This is a genomic window from Streptomyces sp. HUAS CB01 (assembly GCF_030406905.1).
Lineage (GTDB): Bacteria > Actinomycetota > Actinomycetes > Streptomycetales > Streptomycetaceae > Streptomyces > Streptomyces chengbuensis.
Map to the genome: position 1 here is coordinate 1,651,655 of NZ_CP129137.1, position 20,149 is coordinate 1,671,803.

The 20,149-nt window shown below is 74.3% G+C and carries 21 protein-coding genes; 9 read left to right on the plus strand and 12 right to left on the minus strand.

The genetic code is table 11. From position 1 onward, the window contains the following. Positions 1-23 precede the first annotated feature (23 nt). Entirely contained in the window at positions 24-695 is a 672-nt protein-coding gene (locus tag QRN89_RS07420; protein WP_290353610.1) for a VIT1/CCC1 transporter family protein, read from the minus strand. Between the two features lie 215 nt (positions 696-910). Between QRN89_RS07420 and QRN89_RS07425 the strand changes: the two genes are divergently transcribed. The 6 genes from QRN89_RS07425 (at position 911) to QRN89_RS07450 (ending at position 7,016) form a co-directional block, all read left to right on the plus strand. Then, positions 911-1,537 (plus strand): TetR/AcrR family transcriptional regulator, encoded by a 627-nt coding sequence (locus QRN89_RS07425; protein WP_290348550.1) that lies wholly within the window; start codon positions 911-913, stop codon positions 1,535-1,537. 271 nt (positions 1,538-1,808) lie between these two features. Beyond that, positions 1,809-2,792 carry a DEDDh family exonuclease gene (locus tag QRN89_RS07430; RefSeq protein ID WP_290348551.1) on the plus strand — a complete coding sequence of 328 codons (984 nt, stop codon included), beginning with the start codon at positions 1,809-1,811 and terminating at the stop codon, positions 2,790-2,792. 161 nt (positions 2,793-2,953) lie between these two features. Then, a complete protein-coding gene (locus QRN89_RS07435) occupies positions 2,954-3,187 on the plus strand; it encodes a metallothionein (protein ID WP_017948874.1) in 234 nt (77 codons plus the stop codon). A 113-nt stretch (positions 3,188-3,300) separates the two neighbouring features. Next, a complete protein-coding gene (locus tag QRN89_RS07440) occupies positions 3,301-4,170 on the plus strand; it encodes an SURF1 family cytochrome oxidase biogenesis protein (RefSeq protein WP_290348552.1) in 870 nt (289 codons plus the stop codon). A gap of 289 nt (positions 4,171-4,459) precedes the next feature. After that, the gene (locus tag QRN89_RS07445) at positions 4,460-6,256 is read left to right on the plus strand and encodes a glycoside hydrolase family 15 protein (protein WP_290348553.1); all 1,797 of its coding nucleotides are present in this window, start codon (positions 4,460-4,462) and stop codon (positions 6,254-6,256) included. Positions 6,257-6,260: 4 nt separating this feature from the next. After that, positions 6,261-7,016: an SDR family oxidoreductase gene (locus QRN89_RS07450; protein WP_290348554.1), complete on the plus strand. Its 756-nt coding sequence runs from the start codon at positions 6,261-6,263 to the stop codon at positions 7,014-7,016. Positions 7,017-7,866: 850 nt separating this feature from the next. Here QRN89_RS07450 and QRN89_RS07455 read toward each other — a convergent pair. The 6 genes from QRN89_RS07455 to QRN89_RS07480 all read right to left on the minus strand — a co-directional run bounded on the left by QRN89_RS07455 (position 7,867) and on the right by QRN89_RS07480 (position 10,610). Continuing rightward, positions 7,867-8,058 carry a DUF6381 family protein gene (locus tag QRN89_RS07455; RefSeq protein ID WP_290348555.1) on the minus strand — a complete coding sequence of 64 codons (192 nt, stop codon included), beginning with the start codon at positions 8,056-8,058 and terminating at the stop codon, positions 7,867-7,869. Between the two features lie 196 nt (positions 8,059-8,254). Beyond that, complete coding sequence (amaP, locus tag QRN89_RS07460) at positions 8,255-8,833, minus strand: alkaline shock response membrane anchor protein AmaP (protein ID WP_290353611.1); 579 nt, start codon at positions 8,831-8,833, stop codon at positions 8,255-8,257. Positions 8,834-8,838: 5 nt separating this feature from the next. Next, entirely contained in the window at positions 8,839-9,516 is a 678-nt protein-coding gene (locus QRN89_RS07465; protein WP_290348556.1) for a DUF6286 domain-containing protein, read from the minus strand. Beyond that, positions 9,513-9,935, minus strand: a complete 423-nt coding sequence (locus QRN89_RS07470) for an Asp23/Gls24 family envelope stress response protein (protein ID WP_290348557.1) — start codon at positions 9,933-9,935, stop codon at positions 9,513-9,515. Before QRN89_RS07470 ends, QRN89_RS07465 begins: the two co-directional genes overlap by 4 nt. Before the next feature lie 6 nt (positions 9,936-9,941). Further along, on the minus strand, positions 9,942-10,133 hold the full coding sequence (locus QRN89_RS07475) for a hypothetical protein (protein ID WP_290348558.1): 192 nt from the start codon (positions 10,131-10,133) through the stop codon (positions 9,942-9,944). Between the two features lie 24 nt (positions 10,134-10,157). After that, complete coding sequence (locus QRN89_RS07480) at positions 10,158-10,610, minus strand: Asp23/Gls24 family envelope stress response protein (protein WP_290348559.1); 453 nt, start codon at positions 10,608-10,610, stop codon at positions 10,158-10,160. 62 nt (positions 10,611-10,672) lie between these two features. On the opposite strand from QRN89_RS07480, the gene QRN89_RS07485 reads away from it, so the two are divergent. Continuing rightward, positions 10,673-11,605, plus strand: a complete 933-nt coding sequence (locus QRN89_RS07485) for a hypothetical protein (protein WP_356948613.1) — start codon at positions 10,673-10,675, stop codon at positions 11,603-11,605. 403 nt (positions 11,606-12,008) lie between these two features. On the opposite strand, the gene QRN89_RS07490 is transcribed toward QRN89_RS07485, so the two are convergent. From QRN89_RS07490 to QRN89_RS07500, 3 genes are all read right to left on the minus strand, one after another. After that, positions 12,009-12,800 (minus strand): enoyl-CoA hydratase/isomerase family protein, encoded by a 792-nt coding sequence (locus QRN89_RS07490; RefSeq protein ID WP_290348560.1) that lies wholly within the window; start codon positions 12,798-12,800, stop codon positions 12,009-12,011. 139 nt (positions 12,801-12,939) lie between these two features. After that, a complete protein-coding gene (locus tag QRN89_RS07495; RefSeq protein ID WP_017948860.1) occupies positions 12,940-13,161 on the minus strand; it encodes a helix-turn-helix domain-containing protein in 222 nt (73 codons plus the stop codon). Between the two features lie 503 nt (positions 13,162-13,664). Next, the gene (locus QRN89_RS07500) at positions 13,665-15,263 is read right to left on the minus strand and encodes an ABC-F family ATP-binding cassette domain-containing protein (protein ID WP_290348561.1); all 1,599 of its coding nucleotides are present in this window, start codon (positions 15,261-15,263) and stop codon (positions 13,665-13,667) included. Positions 15,264-15,570: 307 nt separating this feature from the next. Here QRN89_RS07500 and ypfJ point away from each other — a divergent pair, with 307 nt between their 5' ends. Beyond that, positions 15,571-16,461 (plus strand): KPN_02809 family neutral zinc metallopeptidase, encoded by an 891-nt coding sequence (gene ypfJ, locus QRN89_RS07505; protein ID WP_290348562.1) that lies wholly within the window; start codon positions 15,571-15,573, stop codon positions 16,459-16,461. A gap of 95 nt (positions 16,462-16,556) precedes the next feature. Then, on the plus strand, positions 16,557-16,961 hold the full coding sequence (locus QRN89_RS07510) for a VOC family protein (RefSeq protein WP_290348563.1): 405 nt from the start codon (positions 16,557-16,559) through the stop codon (positions 16,959-16,961). A gap of 55 nt (positions 16,962-17,016) precedes the next feature. Here QRN89_RS07510 and QRN89_RS07515 read toward each other — a convergent pair whose 3' ends face one another. After that, positions 17,017-18,393: a hypothetical protein gene (locus QRN89_RS07515; RefSeq protein ID WP_290348564.1), complete on the minus strand. Its 1,377-nt coding sequence runs from the start codon at positions 18,391-18,393 to the stop codon at positions 17,017-17,019. A 595-nt stretch (positions 18,394-18,988) separates the two neighbouring features. Continuing rightward, positions 18,989-20,116 (minus strand): alpha/beta hydrolase, encoded by a 1,128-nt coding sequence (locus tag QRN89_RS07520; RefSeq protein WP_290348565.1) that lies wholly within the window; start codon positions 20,114-20,116, stop codon positions 18,989-18,991. Positions 20,117-20,149: the final 33 nt, after the last annotated feature.

The following is a 20,149-nucleotide window of genomic DNA, read 5'->3' on the forward strand; positions in this document are numbered from 1 at the left end:
CGGCCGTCCGGTCCGCCACGGCGCTAGACGCCCGCCGCCCCCAGCAGCGAGCCCGCCGCGTACGTCACGCCCATCGCCAGCGCACCCCCGCACACGTTGCGCACCATCGCCCGCCCGGCCGGGGCCGCGCCGAGGCGGGCACTCCACCAGCCGGTGAAGGCGAGGGCGATCAGTACCGACACGACGGTCACGGGCAGCCGCGCGGCGGACGGCGGCAGCACGATGGCCAGCAGCGGCAGCAGCGCGCCCACGGTGAAGGCGAGGAAGCTGGCGCCGGCCGCGTGCCAGGGGTTGGCGAGTTCGTCGGGATTGATCCCCAGCTCGACCCGTGCGTGGGCGCGGAGCGCGTCGCGCGCGGTGAGCTGCTCCGCCGCGGCGCGGGCGACCTCGTGGGAGAGGCCGCGGGCGGCCAGCAGGGCGGTCAGTTCGTCGAGTTCGGCCGCGGGCTGTTCGCTGAGCTCCCGCTTCTCCAGTGCCAGCGCCGCCTTCTCCGAGTCGCGCTGGGTCGAGACCGAGACGTACTCGCCGGCAGCCATCGACATGGAGCCGGCGAGAAGCCCGGCGAGGCCGGCCGTGATCAGCGCCGCCCGGTCGGTCGTGGCACCGGCCACGCCCACCACGAGCCCCGCGGTCGACACGATCCCGTCGTTGGCACCGAGGACCGCGGCGCGGAGCCAGTTGAGGCGTGTGCCCATGGATGCGCCGTGGGGCTCGTGGTGCGGTGTCGGTTGCGTCACGACGGGAGGGTCTCACCCCATGCCGCCGCGGGCACAGCCGCCACACGCGCGACCGCGTGGCGGCCCGGCGCGCGGACCGTCTCCCCGGCCGTGCCTGTAACGCAGTTACACCGCCTGCCGATGGAGGGTGAAGAGCCGTTGTGACAACGTAGTTGACCGGAGGTGGGGGTTTCATGTCGCGTACCGTGCTGACCCGCGAGCAGGTGCTGGAGGCCGCGGACGACCTCGTGAAACAGCACGGCCCCGACGCGCTCACCATGCGGGGGCTCGCCGCCCGGCTCGGTACGGCCGCGACGTCCATCTACTGGCACGTCGGCAACCGTGAGTCGCTGCTCGACGCGCTCGTGGACCGGACGGTGGAGGAGATGGGTGCGATACAGCCGACCGGCCGCACCCCGGCCACCCGGATCGTCTCGGTCGCCCGACGGCTGCGCGGTGAGCTGCACGCCCGGCCGCACCTGATCGCGATGGTCCATGAACGCGGCCTGACCGAGCGGGTGTTCCTGCCCGCACAGCACGCGCTCGTCCGCGAGGTGCACACCGCCGGGCTGCGGGGGGCGCGCGCCGCCGAGGCGGTCCGCGCGGTGCAGTTCCAGGTCGTCGGCTTCGTCCTGGTCGAGTGCGCGCGCGGGCTCGCACCGGCGGAGACGTCCGGGCGGGAGCGGCCGCGGAGGACCGCGAGTGCGCGGAAGGACCCGGCCCTGGCGCGCGCGCTGGCACGTCCCGCCGACCCCGAGCGGCTGTTCACCGCGTCCATGAGGGCCCTGGTGAAGTCCCTGCTGGCCCAGGGGAGAACCTGAGCGACGAGCAAGTCCCTGCTGGCCCAGGGGAGAACCTGAGCGACGAGCAAGTCCCTGCTGGCCCAGGGGAGAACCTGAGCGACGAGCAGACCCCGCGCCGGCCTGTCACGGCATTCCGGATGTATCGGGCAAGGTTCGCATCAGTCGGCCGTGGTGAATACCGCCGTGTCCGTGAGGGACTGACGGGGCCCCAGACCTCCGCCCGCCGGGCGGCTCCCACCCGCCCGCGCACGGGCGGGAGCCGCCGTGTCAGTGGCGGCCCGTAAGCTCTGTGACCATGCTCGACGACCGCACGACAGCAGCAGCGTGGCCGGCCGCGTACCCCCAGGGGTACGCGGTCGTCGACGTGGAGACCACCGGCCTCGCCCGTGACGACCGGATAGTGTCGGCTGCCGTCTACCGCCTGGACGCCCGGGGAAACGTCGAGGACCACTGGTACTCCCTGGTCAACCCCGAGCGGGATCCCGGTCCGGTGTGGATCCACGGACTGACGAGCGACATGCTGGAGGGCGCGCCGCTCTTCGGCGACATCGCCCAGGAGTTCGCGCACCGGCTGGACGGCCGGGTGCTCGTCGCGCACAACGCCGTCTTCGACTGGTCCATGATCGCCAGGGAGTACGCACGGGCGGAGCACTTGCCACCCGTGCGCCAGCGGCTGTGCACGATCGCCCTGTCCAAGGAGCTGTCGCTGCCGCTCCCCAACCACAAGCTGGAGTCCCTCGCCGCGCACTTCGGCGTCGTCCAGCGCCATGCGCACAACGCCCTGGACGACGCCCGGGTGCTGGCGGAGGCGTTCCGGCCGAGTCTGCACACGGCGGCCGAGCGGGGCGTGCGACTGCCGCTGCTGGAGTGCCGCCCGCTCACCGAGTGGTCCACCGCGCCCTCCGCGCCGCGGATCGGCCGGCAGGCGTCGGGGTCCGCGTACCGGCCGAACAGCTGGCGTCCGTCACGCAAGCGGCCTCCGTGCCCGTACCCGAATCCGGGGCGCTACGAAGCGGACAAGCCGCTCAAACAGGGCATGAGGGTGGCCTTTTCGGGTGACACGTCGGTCGAGCGGGAACTGCTCGAGGACCGTGCCGTCGAGGCGGGCCTCCACGTCGCGACGAGCGTCTCCCGGCTGACGAGCCTCCTCGTGACCAATGATCCCGACGCGCCCACGTCGAAGACGCTCCGGGCGAAGTCGTACGGGACGCCGGTCATCGACGAGGCCGCGTTCACCCAGCTGCTCAGGGACGTGGCGCCGGCCGAGGGGTGAGGCCCGCCAACGCGTCCGCCCGGCTTCCCCCGGCTTCCCGCCCGCCCGGGCCCCGGGCGGGCGAAGGGCGGCCCGGGCCGCGTGCGCCGGTCGGGTGCAGCCGCCCCGACCCGCCCGGACGGATCTTGCTCCGGTCCGCCGCCCTCCGGACCATGCGGCGCATGGCACGTTGCGAGGTCTGCGGAAACGACTACGGCATGTCCTTCGAGGTGCACGCGCAGGGCGCGGTGCACGTCTTCGACTGCTTCTCCTGCGCCATCCACCGGATGGCCCCCATCTGCGAGCACTGCAGGGTCCAGATCATCGGCCAGGGCGTCGAGGTCCAGGGCCACTGGTACTGCGGCGGGCACTGCGCCCGCGCCGAGGGGAGGACGGGCATCGTCGACAAGGTGTGAACCGGCCGGACCCCGGCCCGCGCACCCCTCCCCCGGACCCGCCCGGCACGCTCCCGGGCCACGCCCAGGACCCTGCTGCCGGACACCCCGCGACCGAGTTGTACGGTCGTGGGGTGTACCGCTTCCTGTTGTCCCGGCAGTGGGTGATCCTCACCCTCGTCAGCCTCGTCCTCATTCCGGTGATGGTCGAGCTGGGCTACTGGCAGCTGCACCGGCACGAGCGCCGCGTGGCACAGAACGAACTGATCGCGGACAACCTCGCCGCGCGGCCCGTTCCCGTCACCGAGCTGACCTCGCCGGGGCACACCGTCCCGCGTGCCGACTACTGGCGGCACGTCACGGCGACGGGCACCTACGACACCGCGCACGAGGTCGTGGTGCGCCGCCGCACCGACAACGACGAGCGGGTCGGCGTGCACGTCCTCACCCCGCTGGTCCTCGCCGACGGCCGTGCCGTCCTCGTCAACCGGGGCTGGGTGCCCGCCGCGGCCGACCAGACCGCGTACCCCGCCGTGCCGCCCGCGCCGAAGGGCCGGGTCACCGTCACGGGCCGGCTCATGGCCGACGAGACGACCGGCGCCAGCGGGATCAAGGACCTCAGCGGGCTGCCGCCCCGTCAGATCATGCTGATCAACAGCGAGCAGCTGGCCGGGAGCCTGGGCCGGCCAGTGCTGGGCGGCTACCTCCAGCAGACGGCGCCCGAACCGGCCGGCGGCACCCCCGAGCTGATCGCGGACCCCGACCACGACTCCATCGGCGCGCACATGGCGTACGCGGTGCAGTGGTGGCTGTTCGCCGCCGGTGTCCCGGTCGGCTGGGTGGTGCTGGTACGCCGCGAGAAGCGCGACCGGGCCGCGGCGAACGCCGGATCCGCCGCCGAACCGACCGCGCCGAACGCCGGACCCGCCGCGCCGAACGCCGAACCTGCCGCCGAATCCGCCGCCGAGGAGACGTCCGCGACGGCGAGCGCACCGGCGAGCTGAGCACCGACCCCGCCGCCGGGCGCCGTCTCGGGGCCGCGCGGGCCGGGCAGGCAGAGCGGCGGGGCCGGCGGCCCAGCCACCCGGGTACACGGTACGGCGGGCGCCGGGCGCCCGAAGCCGGCACGGGCAGAGCCCCGCCGCCGAGGAGACGCACGACAGCCACGGCCTCGTACCCCCCGGTCTCCGCCGCCCCGCACACGGTGCCCGGCCGGCTCCGCGCGCGACGACCGCCGACCGCGTGGGCCACGCAACCGCATAGGCGGCCGCCGGCGAGGGAAAACGGCATGTCGTGACCCAACGCATCGAGGACTACGCCCTGATCGGCGATCTGCAGACCGCGGGTCTGGTGGGCAGGGACGGCTCGGTCGACTGGCTGTGCCTGCCGCGCTTCGACTCCGGGGCCTGTTTCGCGGCACTGCTCGGCGACGAGAACAACGGCCACTGGCGGCTCGCGCCCAAGGGCGCCGGCACCTGCGCCCGCCGCCGCTACGTGCCGGGCACGCTCGTCCTCGAGTCGGTCTGGGAGACACGGACCGGCACGGTCAAGGTCACCGACTTCATGCCGCAGCGCGACAAGGCCCCGGACGTCGTCCGGATCGTGGAGGGCGTCAGCGGCAGCGTCGAGATGGCCGCGACCCTGCGGCTGCGCTTCGACTACGGCTCGGTCGTCCCGTGGATGCGTCGGACGAACGACCACCGGGTCGCGGTCGCCGGCCCCGACTCCGTGTGGCTCCGGGTCGAGAGCCCGGACGCCGTCCCGGTGAAGACCTGGGGGCAGCAGTTCAGCACCGTCTCGTCGTTCACCGTCGGCGCGGGCCAGACCGTGGCGTTCGTCCTCACCTGGCACCCCTCGCACGAGCCGGCTCCCCGGCTCGTCGATCCCTTCGAGGCGCTGAGGGCGAGCGTGGACGACTGGCAGGAGTGGTCGGCGCGGTGCGGGTACGAGGGTCCGTACCGGGATGCCGTGGTCCGTTCCCTGATCACCCTGAAGGCGCTGACGTACGCCCCGACCGGCGGGATCGTCGCCGCTCCCACCACCTCCCTCCCCGAGGACCCGGGCGGCGTGCGGAACTGGGACTACCGCTACTGCTGGCTGCGCGACTCCACCCTGACCCTCGGCGCGCTGCTCTCCACCGGGTACGTCGACGAGGCCGCGGCCTGGCGCGACTGGCTGGTGCGCGCGGTCGCGGGTGACCCCTCGGACCTGCAGATCATGTACGGGGTGGCCGGGGAGCGCAGACTGCCGGAGACGGAACTTCCCTGGCTGCGCGGCTACGAGGGCTCCGCCCCGGTGCGGATCGGCAACGGCGCCGTCGACCAGCTCCAGCTCGACGTGTACGGCGAGGTCATGGACTCCCTGCGGCTGGGCCGCGAGGCCGGTCTGGAGTCGCCGCCGCACGCCTGGAACCTCCAGCTGAGTCTGCTGGGCTTCCTGGAGTCGACGTGGCGGGAGCCCGACGAGAGCCTCTGGGAAGTGCGCGGACCGCGGCGCCACTTCGTGTTCTCCAAGGTGATGGCGTGGGTGGCGGCCGACCGTGCCGTCCGCACGCTGGAGGACGACCCCGGGCTGCCCGGCGACGTGAGCCGGTGGCGGGCGATGCGGGACGCGGTGCACCGGGAGGTGTGCGACAAGGGGTTCGACCGGGAGCGGAACACCTTCACCCAGTACTACGGTTCGGACGAGCTGGACGCCGCCACGCTGCTCATTCCCCGGGTGGGCTTCCTCCCGCCCGACGACCCCAGGGTCGTGGGCACGGTCGACGCGGTGCGGGCAGGGTTGAGCCGGCACGGACTGATCAACCGCTACAGCACGAAGGGTCCGTCCGTCGACGGGCTGCCCGGTCGTGAAGGAACGTTCCTCGTCTGCTCGTTCTGGATGGTCGACGCCCTGCGGGCGACCGGCCGGGTGGAGGAGGCCAAGGACCTCTTCGAGCGGCTGCTGGAGCTGCGCAGCGACGTCGGGCTGCTGGCGGAGGAGTACGACCCGGTGGCGCGGCGGCAGCTCGGGAACTACCCGCAGGCGTTCAGTCACGTGGGACTGGTGGGTTCCGCCCTGGCTCTCGCCGCACGCGGCGCGGCAGGATAGGGCCATGGATCTTGGACTGAAGGACCGTGTCTACGTCGTCACCGGGGCGACCCGGGGGCTGGGCAACGCCGCAGCCCGGGCGCTCGCCGCCGAGGGCGCGAAGCTGATCATCACCGGACGGGACACGAAGGCCGCCGCGGACGCGGCGGCCGAGCTCGGCCCGGACGCCGTCGGCATCGCGGCGGACAACGCCGCCCCCGGGACCGCAGAGCGGCTGATCGAGGCCGCGCGGGCGCATTTCGGCCGCTTCGACGGCGTGCTGATCAGCGTCGGCGGCCCGCCTCCGGGCTTCGTCGCCGACAACACGGACGAGCAGTGGCAGGCGGCGTTCGAGTCGGTGTTCCTGGGCGCGGTCAGACTGGCCCGTGGCTCGGCGGCGGCGCTGGGCGAGGGCGGTGTCGTCGGCTTCGTGCTGTCCGGCTCGGTCCACGAGCCGATTCCGGGCCTGACCATTTCGAACGGTCTGCGTCCCGGGCTGGCCGGTTTCGCCAAGTCGCTCTCCGACGAGCTGGGGCCGCGCGGGATCCGCGTCGTGGGGCTGCTTCCCGCCCGTATCGACACCGACCGGGTGCGCGAGCTGGACGCGCTGTCGGGGGACGCGGACGCGGCCCGCGCCGCCAACGAGTCCCGCATTCCGCTGCGGCGCTACGGCACGCCGGAGGAGTTCGGGCGGACGGCGGCGTTCATGCTGTCGCCCGCCGCGTCGTACCTCACGGGTGTGATGCTGCCGGTGGACGGCGGGGCGAGGTCCGGCTTCTGACGGGGTGGACGCGATGCCGCGTCCCGCCGGCAATGCCCCGGGGGCGGGACGTCGCGGGCGCGGTCCGAAGCCGCCGGCCGGGACTCCCGGCCGACGGCTCTCCGGTGACGGCTCACCTGCCGGGTCACGCGGGTGAGGCGGGGTGTCAGTGCGTCGGGGCATCCGGGTCGGCGGCGGCACCGGAACCGGCACCCGCACCGGCTGACCGCCGTGCCGGCTTCCGTCCGACGGGCAGGCGGCGGTGTGGCGCACGCCCGAGATCAGGGCCATCACCGCGCGACGTCGTTGGCGTTCGTCGGTGTCGGCGGGTTGACGACGACCGCGGTACTGCTGGGTCACGGCGGCGCGCTGCTGACGGGGTTCGCCCTCGGGGCGCCGGCCGGATCGCCGTCGCACGGCGGCCGCCACGGATGCGGGTCGCGCGCCTGGCGGAGGCCGGGCTGCTCGGCCTCGGTCTCGCCCTTGCGGCCGCGGCCGTCGCCGTGTCCGTGGGCCCACCGGCCCTGGGACTGCCGCTGTTCGCCGTCGCGGGGCTCTGCGGCGGCGTCGTGCTGACCGCCACCCTCCGGATCCGTTCCGACTTCGCCCCGCCGGGCGCCCGCCCGCAGGTGCTCACCCCCGGGGCGGGACTGAAGATCACCGCTGCCGCGGCGGCGCCGGGCTCACCGGCCTCCTCGCCGAGCGACCGGCCGCCTGCTCCTGTGCATCGCGGCGCTCCAGCTCACGGCCGCGCTCCTGCACGCCCTCCTGGCTCCGGCGCCGGGCCGTGGCAGGCTTCGGGGGCGCCGGGCCCGTACCCCCGCCGGCCGGTGACAGGGACGGTCACCGGCCGGTGGGGCGGTAGGGAGGCTCACTCCATGGGGTAGATGTCCCCGGACCCCATCGTGCTCTCCTGCTCGCTCTGTTCCTGGAGCCTGCGCGCCTTCTCCTTGAGCCGCTTGCTCTCCTCGGGATCGCTCACGCGCTCCGCGGCCTGCTTCAGCTCCTCGGCCTTCTGCCGCATCTGTCGGACCCGGCCACCGATTTCATCTGACATGCTCATGGCCTCCTCGGACGTCGCTTTCGGCGGACCCCTCTCAGCGAACCAGTGCGCCTGCCCGCTCGCATCCCGAACGCCGCTCGCGTCCCGATCACCGCCGGCGCCCGAACTCCGAGCCGTCGCGGTCGTCCGGAGCGGGTCCCGCTCGGTACGGCGGCGCGGAAGGCCGGGCCCGCCCGCCCGGAACCCCCGCCCCGGATCACGTCACACGCTTCGCCCGGTGCTTCCGGGCCCGCAACCGCACCTCCGCGGGCAGCGACGCCAACCCCGCCGAGTCGCGCGCGTGGGTCAGGGCCTCGGCCGAGAGGCGGTGCAGCGTCTCGCCCGGTGACGCGAAGGGTTCGAGGACCAGACGCACGCGCGCCGCCGGAGCGGTGCGGCGGCCGTGCAGGACGACCTGGGTCCTGGCCACGCCGTCCAGGTCCTCGGCCTCGCGCGCGAGTACGGCCTCCATGGCCCGGCCCCGCAGGAGCGCCCCCTCCCCGTCACCGCTGTCGACCAGCACCTCGCCCAGCCGCGAGCGGCGGAACTGCGCCAGCAGCCACCAGAGGGCGAGGAGGACGACGACCGCCAGGACCGCGATCACCACGGGCCACCACCAGCCCTGGTCCTCCCACCGCTGCCGGCGGCCCTCGCTCAGCAGTACGGCTTCCGTCCCCCGCCACGGCCACCACGACGGCACCGGCAGCCCCAGCCCCGCCGCGAGGACCGCGCCCCCCAGCAGGACGAGCACGAGACCGGCCAGCCCGATCAGTACCCGGTTGACGACCCTGAGCATTCCGCTCACCCCTTCTTGGCCGGGCGGCGCACGTGTACGGACAGGGCCGGCCGCCGCACCAGTCCCAGCTCACGGATGCCGTCGCCCAGCACGGTGTCGAGGTCGGACCGGACCGCGTCGAGTTCGCGGAAGTGGGACACCGCCCGCACCGTGACCCGGGAACGCCGCACCCGTACGCGTGCGGACTGGACCCCGGAGACCTCCATCGCCCGGTCGCGCAGCACCAGTTCGGCGGCGTCCCGGTCGAGTCCGGCCCGTACGTCCGCATCGCCGGCTCGTCGGCGCATGGGCAGCAGATGCCGCAACCCCGGGGTCACCGCGAGCGCCACCAGCCACGCTCCGACGGCCACGGCCGCGGCGGCGCCCGCCAGCACCCAGGCGTCGTCCACCGGTCTGCTCGCCAGTTCGTCGGTGAGCGACCGCCGCCAGCCCATCCCGGGCCGCTCGGCCCGCACGGAGGCAACGTCGAACAGCAGCAGTCCCGCCGCTGCGGTCACCACCAGCGCGAGCAGCGCGGCGGGGATCCTGCGCCGCGACCAGAAGCGCCCGGCGCCGTCGTCGTCCCCGTCGGCCTCCGTCGGCAGCGGCCGGTACGCGGCGGCGGAGGCCGACTGGTCCAGCTCCCGCACGGGACCCGTGTCCGGTTCGCTCTCCTGCACGGTTCCCTTCACCGGTTCGCTCATCGGAGCCTCCCCTGGGCAGCCCGCCGCGTGTGGACGGAGTGCAGCCGCTCGACCTGTACGGCGACCTCCGGCACCGCCATCCCCGCCAACGCCTCTACCCGCTGGGCGACATGACGACGCACGAGACGGCACTGGCCGCCGATGTCGCACGGGTAGTCGAGTTCGAGGGTGATCCGTACCCGGGCGTGGTCATGGTGCACCGTCACCGTCGCATGCGGAGCGGACCCGCCCTCCGGCACCTGGGGGAGCGCCTCACGCGCCGCCTGGGCGGCGATCTTCGCGACCACGCGGTCGACGATGGTCGTCGCCCCGCGTTCGCCCGGTGCGATCCCCTTCGCTCCGGGGTTCGGCGGCGCCGGTGCGGGCGGGCCCGCGACCGGCGCCGACGGGACCGGGGACGGGGGTGTCTCGGCGGCCACGCCGGGTCACCCCCGCCGGTCGCCGTGCTCGCGGCCCCGGAAGAAGTCGCCCGGTTCGAGATCGCCGTCGAGGACGCGCCCGACGACGAACCCGACCGCCCCCAGCGCCGCCACCAGCAGGAACGCCGCGAATCCACCGAAGTATCCGGCGAATCCGAGCGCCATCCCCGCCAGCAGACCGGCCACCGCCATGCTCATGACGGGCTCCTCTCGTGAGCTCCGCTACTGGATCCGAGGTTCCGTCTCTTCGTCTTCCTCGTCGGGCAGTTTCACATCACCCACGGCGATGTTGACCTCGACGACTTCCAGACCGGTCATCCGCTCGACCGCGGCGACGACGTTCTCGCGCACGGCGCGGGCCACGTCCGCGATCGCGACGCCGTAGTCGACGATGATCTCGAGGTCGAGTGCGGTCTGCTTCTCGCCGACCTCGGCCTTCACCCCGCGGGTGACGGACGGTTTGCCCCCGGGCACCCGGTCGCGCACCGCGCCGAAGGTACGGGACAGGCCGCTGCCCATCGCGTGGACGCCGACCACGTCACGGGCCGCGAGCGCGGCGATCTTCTCGACGACTCCGTCCGCGATGGTGGTACGGCCCCGGGTGGCCGGGTCGCCGCCGCCCCGCCGTACGGTGCCGGTCGGTTCCTTGGTCACACTGACATCCGTGTCGGTCATCGCCATGCGTACCTTTCCGGGCGGTGGTGCACTCCCGACTACGCTGACCACACTAAGTCCGCTTGCCCGCTCACGCGCCGGTGGATGCGGCAGGCTGGAGCAATGACGAGGCGGTACGGATGACGACGGCCGAGGACTGGACCGGGGCGGTGCGCGCCCGGCTGGGGCTGGGCAGACTGCTTCCGCTCGGTACTGCGGAGGACGGCGCCTGGCTGGCGGAACGGGCGGCCGAGCCGGTGCTGCGGCGGGCCGCCGAGGAGGTGCCGGGCGTGGCACCGGGCCGGATCCGGACCGGGCTCGCCGACCCCGGAGCGGCCGGGGCGCCGGCCGTCCCGCCTCCCCCTGCCGCGCTGCCGCCGGGGCCCCTGCGGATCGAGGCGGAGTTCGCCGCCGCTCCCGGGGCCTCCCTGCCCGAGTTGGCCGGGTCGCTGCGCACGGCGCTGTTCACCGCCGGGGAACGCCTGGGTCTGCCGGTCACGGTCGTGGATCTCCGGGTGACGGCGCTGCTGGACGCGCCGCCGGAGCCGGCCGCAACGTCGTCGCCGGGAGCCGCCGGTCCGTCCGCGGTCTCCCGCCCGGGCGCCGCGGAGCCACGGACGGCGGAGCGCGCCGCGAAGGCCGTGGAGCAGGAGGGCGAGCCCGGGGCCGGAACGCGCGCCCACGACTCCCGGCGGGAGCCCCGGCATCCGCTCCCGAACGCCACCGGGACGCCGGAGGGCGCGGACGGCGCCGAGCGGCAGGACGGGGCCGGGCCCACGGAGCGACGGGACGCGGTCGCCGCCGCGGCGGCCGCGGTGCCGGGCGTCGCCCGTCTCACCGGCACGCTCGGGGCACCCGTACGGGTCGACGTGTCGTCCGTACGGGTCGAGTGCGCGACGGCGCCGGGCCGTAGCCCCGTGGAGGTGGCCCGCGCGGTCCGCACCGCGGTCACCTCGGTTCTGCCCTCGCCCGTCCCTGTGACGGTCCTCGTCACGGAGGTCGACTGCCGGGGGTGACGACGCCCGCTCGTGGACGCGTGCTCGCCGGCTGACGGGTCTCCCGGCCGACGGACGGCCCCTCCGCGCCGGCCGTGCGGCGATTGCCCGCGCGGTCCGGATGCCCGCCGACCCGGTGCGGGTACGCGCGGCACCCGACGACCGGGCTCGAACCGGGCGACTTCTTCCGGGGCCGCGAGCACGACCGGCGGGGGTGACCCGGCGTGGCCGCCGAGACACCCCCGTCCCCGGTCCCGTCGGCGCCGGTCACGGCCCCGTCCGGTTCGAGCCCGGCCGTCAAGCGGACATGTCCTCGGCGGCCGCCTCCGCCCACTTTTCTCCCGCCGAGAATATGGGCCGCCAAGAGCCGGACCGCCCCGGCACTCGGACGACCGCCGACGTCAACGGGCCCCGTCCCGTGCGTTCAGTCCGCGAGGCCCGCCAGATCGCGCAGACGGCGGGCCTGGGCGGCGCGCTCGGCGGCGCGCTGGTCCTCGTAGGTACGCGACGGGGCACCACGCAGCAGCGCCTTGGTCTCGATCACCGCGTCGCGCGGCGCGGCGAGCAGCGCGGCGGCCAAGTCCCGCACCGACGCGTCGAGTTCCTCGGCGGCGACGGCGAGGTTGGCGAGACCGATCCGCTCCGCCTCGTCGGCGTGGACGAAGCGGCCCGTGGCGCAGATCTCCAGCGCGCGGGCGTAGCCGACCAGCGAGACGAGCGGATGCGTGCCCGTGAGGTCGGGGACCAGGCCAAGGCTGGTCTCACGCATGGCGAACTGCACGTCCTGCGCGACGACCCGTAGGTCGCAGGCGAGGGCGAGCTGGAACCCGGCACCGATCGCATGCCCCTGGACAGCCGCGATGGACACGATGTCGTTGCGGCGCCACCAGGTGAATGCCTCCTGGTACTCGGCGATGACGGCGTCGAGCTCGGCGTCCGAGCCGCGTGCGAGATCGATGAACGACGGCTCCCCGTCGAAGCCCTCCGGTGTGAAGGCCTGTCGGTCCAGCCCCGCGGAGAAGGACTTGCCCTCGCCGCGCAGCACGACCACCCGCACGGTACCCGGCAGCGACCGCCCGGCCTCGGCCAACGCCCGCCAGAGAGCGGGAGATTGGGCATTGCGCTTGGCCGGGTTGGTGAGGGTCACCGTGGCCACCGCGTCTTCGACGGTGAGCCGTACGCCGTCCTTGTCGAGCACAGAGTCCAGCGAAGTCATGAGGGCCTCCGGTTCCGGTGCGGTCAGTGCAGCGAAAATCTAAGTGACTGCACAGTAACCACCCGGCCGACCGCGGGACCGGCCGGGTGGCCGACACCGGAGACCGTCCGGCCTCAGACGACGCTCGGGAACTCGGGCGTCAGGTCGAAGCCGCCTTCTTGCCTCGCGTCGCCCCGCCGCGTCCACGCAGCGTGACTCCGGACTCGCTGAGCATCCGGTGGACGAATCCATAGGAGCGGCCGGTCTCCTCGGCCAACGCCCGGATGCTCGCACCGGAGTCGTACTTCTTCTTCAGGTCTGCCGCGAGCTTGTCGCGCGCGGCGCCGGTCACCCGGCTGCCCTTCTTCAGAGTCTCGGCCACCCGTGCCTCCTCATGGGAAGTGCGCTCTGGACTCTCATGATCACCCCTAAGGAGCCCGATGGCCACCCATTCGACAAGGTCCGTACGACGAGCTTTGACCGCGGTAGGCACCCGAACGGCGGCGGAATTCAATATTCCGGCGGCTGCCGGCGAGGCGTCCCGGCGAGCCGGAGGCCGAAATTCCAGGTCAGGGGCACCCGCGCCCGCGCCGTTGGGCCGCGCGGGTGGCGGACCGTTTCAGCGGACCGCCACGCCGCGGTACGAGACACACTCACTCAGATGAAGGATCACGCGTGAGCCGAATGATCCATACGGCGTGGATCAGTCCGGATGGATCTTCCCGTACGAGCCCCTCGGCCGGCCTCGTACCGGTCCTCCGGCCGTCCGCGCACGGGCCCTCCCCGCACCGGGACCGGGTACCGCCGACCGGCAGCGGCCCCCGGGTCCGGTACCGGCCAGGAGCGCGCGCCCGGGCCGGCCGCCGTCCGCACCGAGCGGGGTCCTCAGGCGAGGGCGACGAGATCCGCGTAGTCCGCGCCCCACAGGTCCTCGACCCCGTCCGGCAGCAGGATGATCCGCTCCGGCTGCAAGGCCTGGACGGCGCCCTCGTCGTGGGTCACCAGGACGACGGCGCCCTTGTACGTGCGCAGGGCGCCGAGGATCTCCTCGCGGCTGGCCGGGTCGAGGTTGTTCGTCGGCTCGTCGAGCAGCAGGACGTTCGCCGAGGAGACCACCAGCGTGGCCAGCGCCAGCCGGGTCTTCTCCCCGCCCGAGAGCACCCCGGCCGGCTTGTCGACGTCGTCCCCGGAGAACAGGAAGGACCCGAGCACCTTGCGGACCTCGACGAGGTCGAGGTCGGGCGCGGCGGAACGCATGTTCTCCAGGACCGTACGGTCCGGGTCGAGCGTCTCGTGCTCCTGGGCGTAGTAGCCGAGCTTCAGCCCGTGGCCCTCCAGGACCTCGCCGGTGTCGGGCTTCTCCACCCCGCCGAGCAGCCGCAGCAGGGTGGTCTTGCCGGCGCCGTTGAGGCCGAGGACGACCACGCGGGAACCCTTGTCGATGGCCAGGTCGACATCGGTGAAGATCTCGAGCGAGCCGTAGGACTTGGAGAGCCCCTCGGCCGTCAGCGGGGTCTTTCCGCAGGGGGCGGGCTCGGGGAAGCGGAGCTTGGCGACCTTGTCGGAGAGGCGCACGTCCTCCAGGCCGGCCAGCAGCCGCTCGGCGCGGCGGGCCATGTTCTGCGCGGCGACGGTCTTGGTGGCCTTGGCGCGCATCTTGTCGGCCTGGGCGTTGAGCGCTGCGGCCTTCTTCTCCGCGTTCTGGCGCTCGCGCCTGCGGCGCTTCTCGTCGGCCTCGCGCTGCTGCTGGTAGAGCTTCCAGCCCATGTTGTAGACGTCGATCGTGGAGCGGTTCGCGTCCAGGTAGAACACCTTGTTGACGACGGTCTCCACGAGGTCGACGTCGTGGGAGATGACCACGAAGCCACCGCGGTAGGTCTTCAGGTACTCGCGCAGCCAGACGATCGAGTCGGCGTCGAGGTGGTTCGTCGGCTCGTCGAGCAGGAGCGTGTCGGCGTCCGAGAAGAGGATCCGGGCGAGCTCGACACGGCGGCGCTGGCCACCGGAGAGGGTGTGCAGCGGCTGGCCGAGGACCCGGTCGGGCAGGTTGAGCGCCGCGGCGATGGTGGCGGCCTCGGACTCGGCGGCGTACCCGCCCTTGGTGAGGAACTCGGTCTCCTGGCGCTCGTACTGCCGGAGCGCCTTCTCGCGGGTGGCTCCCTGGCCGGTGGCGATGCGGTGCTCGTTCTCGCGCATCTTGCGGATCAGGACGTCGAGGCCGCGCGCGGAGAGGATGCGGTCCCGGGCGAGCACCTCGAGGTCGCCGGTCCGCGGGTCCTGCGGCAGATAGCCGACCTGACCCGAACGGGCGATCTGGCCGGCGGCGGGGATGCCCTCGCCGGCGAGGCACTTGGTGAGAGTCGTCTTGCCCGCTCCGTTGCGGCCGACCAGGCCGATGCGGTCGCCCTTGGCGATGCGGAAGTTGGCGGACTCGATGAGGACGCGGGCGCCGGCACGCAGCTCGATGCCGGAAGCGGTGATCACGGAAAGACTCCAGGACGGATGGACGGCGGAAGGACGACGGGGCGTGCGGAGGCTTCGACGCCGTCTAATCCATGAGGAGAATTGCCATGCGGCCAGTCTACCGGGACCCGGCAACCCGATTTCTGTGGCACTGGACACGGCTTCTGTGGCACTGGACACGGCGCCGCGGCGCCCCCGGGCCGCTCCCGGCGGCGCTGCGGACGGTGTGTCCGGCGGGGTTCGGCACCCGGGGCCGGACGGCCCGTCGACCCACCGGGCGAAGCAGTCAAAAGGGGCGAGGGCCACCGTACTGCTCGATACTCGGGGCATGCAGTTCGACGACGACGCCGACCTGGACACCTCGGAGGTCCAGGATGTGCGCCGCAGCCGCGTCCCCGGTGGGAGGGCGACCGTCGGGGGCGGCATCGCCGGTCTTCTCGCGCTGCTCCTCGGCCTGTTCTTCGGTGTCGGCCCGGACCAGCTCGGGCTCACGGAGGACGGGACCGCGCCCGACGCGACGTCCGAGTCCGCCGCCCAGGTGGCGCAGACCTGCCGGAAGGGGTCCGACGCGAACACCCGCGAGGACTGCCGGATCGTCGCCGTCGTCAACAGCCTGCAGGACTTCTGGCGGGCCGAGTACAGCAGGCGCGGGGGCCGCTACACGGACGCCTCGACCGTGCTCTTCAGCGGCCGGGTCGCGACGGCCTGCGGGACGGCGACGTCCGCGGTGGGGCCCTTCTACTGCCCGGCCGACCGGAAGGTCTATCTGGACCTCGGCTTCTTCGACGAGCTGCGCAACCGGTTCGGGGCGACCGGCGGCCCGTTCGCCCAGGCGTACGTCGTGGCGCACGAGTACGGCCACCACGTCCAGAACCAGCTGGGCACCCTCGCGCGGGCCCAGGACCAGCGGGCGGGCGAGGGCAGCAACGCGGTGCGCGTCGAGCTGCAGGCGGACTGCTACGCCGGGGTGTGGGCGCGGCACGCGACGACCACGCCGGACGACAGGACCGGGCGGCCGCTGCTGACGCGGCTGACGGACGAGGACATCCGCGACGGGCTCGACGCGGCCGCCGCGGTGGGCGACGACCGGATCCAGGAGCGGATCCAGGGCCGGGTGACCCCGGAGACCTGGACGCACGGCTCGGCCGCCCAGCGCCAGCAGTGGTTCTACCAGGGCTACCGCACGGGCGACATGGCCCAGTGCAACACCTTCCGCTGACCCGTCACGGCGGCTGCCGGGCGGTGTCGGTCCCCCCTGCCAGACTGAGACCCGGGTCACATCCTGTCGTCGACGGAGGAGAAGGAGCGATCGGCATGGCGGAGGCACCGAGCATCTGTCCCACGCTGCTCTACAGGGACGCCAAGGCCGCGATCAAGCAGCTCACCGAGGCCTTCGGCTTCACCCGGAGCGCGGTCCACGAGGGCGAGGACGGCATCGTGGCGCATGCCGAACTGGCGTACGGGAACGGGGTGGTGATGCTGGGCAGCAGGGGCACGGGCAGCGAGTTCGACCGGGTCATGGCGTCCGCGGGACCCGCCGGCGTCTTCGTCCACGTGGACGACCCGGACGCGCACCACGACCGTGCGGTGGAGCACGGGGTGGAGATCGTGATGCCGCCCACCGACCAGGACTACGGCGCCCGCGACTACATGGCCCGTGACCTGGAGGGGAACGTCTGGAGCTTCGGCACCTACCGGCCGGGGGCCGGGGGGTCCTGACGCCCGCCGCCGCGTCCCCCTGCCCCTCCGGGCCCGGGGGCCCGGCCCGCCGCGGTCACGCGCCTCCGGTGTGCACCTGGAAGGCCGCCCGCCGGACGGCCTTCGCCAGGGCCGGGTCGGGGTGCGCGGCCGCGAGGGCCACCAGGACCTGAACGGTGCGCGGATGGCCGACCGCCCGGACCTCGTCGAGCAGTGCGGGCACGGTGCCCTGCACCGCCGAGTCCAGATGGCGCACCAGCAGGGCGCTCTCGCCGTGGTCCGCGACGGCGGCGGCGGTGTCCACCCAGAGCCAGGTCGCCTCCTCGCGGGTGAGCACCTCGGCGGTGTCCTCGGGGTCGGCACCCTCGTACTCGGCCAGCCACAGCAGGGCGTACGGGCGCAACGGGGGCTCCTCGGCCGCGGCGCGGACCTCGGCCTCGGCGGCGGCGCCGACGACCCGGAGGGCTTCGAACGCGAGGCCGCGCAGCAGGGCGTCCTCGCCCCGCGCGGCGGCCACGAGTTCGCTGACCGCGCCGGAGACGCTGCGCGCGGCGAGCCAGGCCCGGTACTCGGCGCGGGCGGGGCCCGGGCTGAGCCGGGCGCAGCCGCGCAGCATCTCCTCGGCGGACTGCTCGATGTGGCCCGCGGGGCTCTGCGCGGCGACGCAGATCTGCTCGAGCTTGACCCACACGGCCCAGCTGCCGAGCGGGGTGAGGGTGGCGTGGCCGTCGCCGAGGGTCAGTGCGCCGACGGCCGCGAGGCCCTCAAGGGCCCAGTCGAGCAGCGCGGGGAGAGCGGCCCCCGGAGGGCCGGCGGGGGCGGCGGGCGCCACGTCGCCGGGGGCGGGCCCGGGCCCGTAGGGCACCTCGCAGCGCTCCTCGCGGAGTTCCGCCACCCGCTGCTGGAGCAGGTCGAGCAGGGCCGGCAGGGGCACGGGCCCGGCGGAGAGCTGGAGGAGGGAGAGCACCTGGGGGACGGCCTCCACCGCCTCGGCGACGGCGGACGGTGCCACATCGGCGGGGGCGGCGTGCACGAGCGGCCAGGCGTCGAGCAGCGCGACCCAGCCGCGCAGGACGGCGGTGTCGTCGCGGTCCCAGACGTTCAGCCGCCAGCCGGGGCGGGCCGTGCCCCCGTGCAGTTCCACGAGACCGGCGAGACGGGCGCGGTCCCAGCCCGCGTGGACCTGTCCCGGTGTCAGCCGCAGGTCCCCGGCGGCCCGTTCCCGCTCGGCCGCGTTGCCCTCCGCGCGGTGGGCGGCCGCCCAGCGGGCGATGCGCACCGCGTCGGCGAGGACCTCGCGTGCCTGGGCGGCCAGCTCCGCGGTCGGCGGCGTGCCCTCGGGCGGGCGCGGAGCGGGGCGCGTGCGCCGGTTCGTCACGGCGCGGCGGGCCGTGGCGGTGGGCCGTGGACGGACAAGACGGAGCCTGGAGTCGCGCAGGTTACGGGACGTCACGGGGAGCAGTCTCCCCGCTGTCGGCCCGAAAGCCCAATCGGAATGCGGGAACCGCTGCCGAGGGGTCGTCAGAGGGCCTGCGGGGCAGCTGCCGCGGGGCCTCCGCCGGGCTCCGGACCGGGTCGCCGGGCCGCTGGATCACGAGATCGCCGGACCGCGGGGCCGCTGTGCCGCTGGATGCCTGGATCGCCGATCGCGGGCCGCCGCGTCACCGCGTCACCGGACCGCCGCACGGCCGCACCGCCGGACCGCGGGACCGCTGGATCGCCGCATCGCGGGCCGCGCGTCACCGCGTCGCCGGACCGCCGGACCGCCGGACCGCCACGTCGCGGGCCTCCGGGCCGCTGCATCACGAGACCGCCGGACCGCGGGACCGCTGGATCGCCGCACCGCGGGCCGCGCGTCACCGCGTCGCCGGACCGCCGGACCGCCACGTCGCGGGCCTCCGGGCCGCTGCATCACGAGACCGCCGGACCGCGGGACCGCTGGATCGCCGCACCGCGGGCCGCGCGTCACCGGACCGCCGGATCCCTGGATCCCCGGATCCCCGGATCCCCGGATCGCCGGATCGCCGACGTCGCCGGATCCCCGATCCCTAGATCAGGGGGGTGAGGAAGCGCCGGAGGGCCTCCTCGTAGCGGGCCGGGTCGGCGTTCCACATGGCCGCGTGCGGGGCGTGGGCCACGGTCTGCAGACTGACCAGGTCGGGCCGCCGGGCCGCGAGTTCCCGGGACGGCCCCCAGGGAGCGATGGTGTCGTCCGGGCCGTGGAAGACCAGGGTGGGCACGCGCAGGGCGTCCGGGTCCGCGGCCGCCCTCAGCCGGTCGCCGTGGAGTCCGGTGCGCCCCTGTGCCGCGCGTACCGCGAGCGGCAGCAGGGCGGCCGGCATCCGGCGGGCCGCGGCGAGGGCGCGCAGGGTGGTCTCCCAGTCCAGTACCGGGGAGTCCAGGACGAGTCCGGCGATCCGCTCGCGCAGCGCGGAGTTGGCGGCGGCGTGGAGGGCCATGGACGCGCCGGTGGACCAGCCGTGCAGGATCACGCGGTCGGCTCCGCCGCGGACCGCGAAGCGGACGGCCGCGTCGAGGTCGCGCCACTCGGAGTCGCCGAGGTGCCCGAGGCCGTCGGGGGAGGCAGGCGCTCCGGGGTCGCCGCGGTAGGCGGGCGCCAGTACCGGGAGGCGCTGCTCCGTGAGGAACGGCATGAGGTTCATCGTGAGTTCGCGGGTGGTGCCCAGTCCGTGCACCACGATGACCCAGGTCGAGCGGGGGCCGGGGACGAACCAGCCGGGCAGGGGCCCGAGTTCGCCGGGGATGTCCACGTCCTCGTGGTCGATGCCGAGTGCGCTGCCCGGGTCGCCGACGTGCAGCTGGGGGGTGAGCCGCACCTTGGTGCCGGGGTCGAGGCTGCCGCGCTCGACACGATCCAGCCGGCGGACCACGGTGTCCGCGGCGTGCGGCACCTGGTCCAGGACGGGGCCGCCGACCGCGTGGACGTCGTGCCCGCACAGCCCGTACGTGCCGGGGCGCAGGGACACGAGGCTGCGGGTGAGGGTGACCCGGCCCGGCCCGGTGGCGTGCACGGTGAGCCGTCCCTCGCCGGGCAAGGGCCGTCCGGTGGGGGCTTTGAGCGCGGCGTCGCTGGCGTACCGGCCGGCCGCGAACGCGGCCGCGCCGAGACCGATGAGTGTGGTGACGGCCGCTGCCGTCGCTGTTGCCGGGCGCACCGTTCCAGTGTGGTGAGGTCCGGGCCGCGCTGC

What these genes read in the sequence shown, in the direction of transcription:
- QRN89_RS07420 (WP_290353610.1), bottom strand. Translation starts at nt 695, where the DNA reads ATGGGCACACGCCTCAACTGGCTCCGCGCCGCGGTCCTCGGTGCCAAC.
- QRN89_RS07425 (WP_290348550.1), top strand. Translation starts at nt 911, where the DNA reads ATGTCGCGTACCGTGCTGACCCGCGAGCAGGTGCTGGAGGCCGCGGAC.
- QRN89_RS07435 (WP_017948874.1), top strand. Translation starts at nt 2,954, where the DNA reads ATGGCACGTTGCGAGGTCTGCGGAAACGACTACGGCATGTCCTTCGAG.
- QRN89_RS07450 (WP_290348554.1), top strand. Translation starts at nt 6,261, where the DNA reads ATGGATCTTGGACTGAAGGACCGTGTCTACGTCGTCACCGGGGCGACC.
- QRN89_RS07455 (WP_290348555.1), bottom strand. Translation starts at nt 8,058, where the DNA reads ATGAGCATGTCAGATGAAATCGGTGGCCGGGTCCGACAGATGCGGCAG.
- amaP (WP_290353611.1), bottom strand. Translation starts at nt 8,833, where the DNA reads ATGCTCAGGGTCGTCAACCGGGTACTGATCGGGCTGGCCGGTCTCGTG.
- QRN89_RS07465 (WP_290348556.1), bottom strand. Translation starts at nt 9,516, where the DNA reads ATGAGCGAACCGGTGAAGGGAACCGTGCAGGAGAGCGAACCGGACACG.
- QRN89_RS07475 (WP_290348558.1), bottom strand. Translation starts at nt 10,133, where the DNA reads ATGAGCATGGCGGTGGCCGGTCTGCTGGCGGGGATGGCGCTCGGATTC.
- QRN89_RS07480 (WP_290348559.1), bottom strand. Translation starts at nt 10,610, where the DNA reads ATGACCGACACGGATGTCAGTGTGACCAAGGAACCGACCGGCACCGTA.
- QRN89_RS07490 (WP_290348560.1), bottom strand. Translation starts at nt 12,800, where the DNA reads ATGACTTCGCTGGACTCTGTGCTCGACAAGGACGGCGTACGGCTCACC.
- ypfJ (WP_290348562.1), top strand. Translation starts at nt 15,571, where the DNA reads ATGCAGTTCGACGACGACGCCGACCTGGACACCTCGGAGGTCCAGGAT.
- QRN89_RS07510 (WP_290348563.1), top strand. Translation starts at nt 16,557, where the DNA reads ATGGCGGAGGCACCGAGCATCTGTCCCACGCTGCTCTACAGGGACGCC.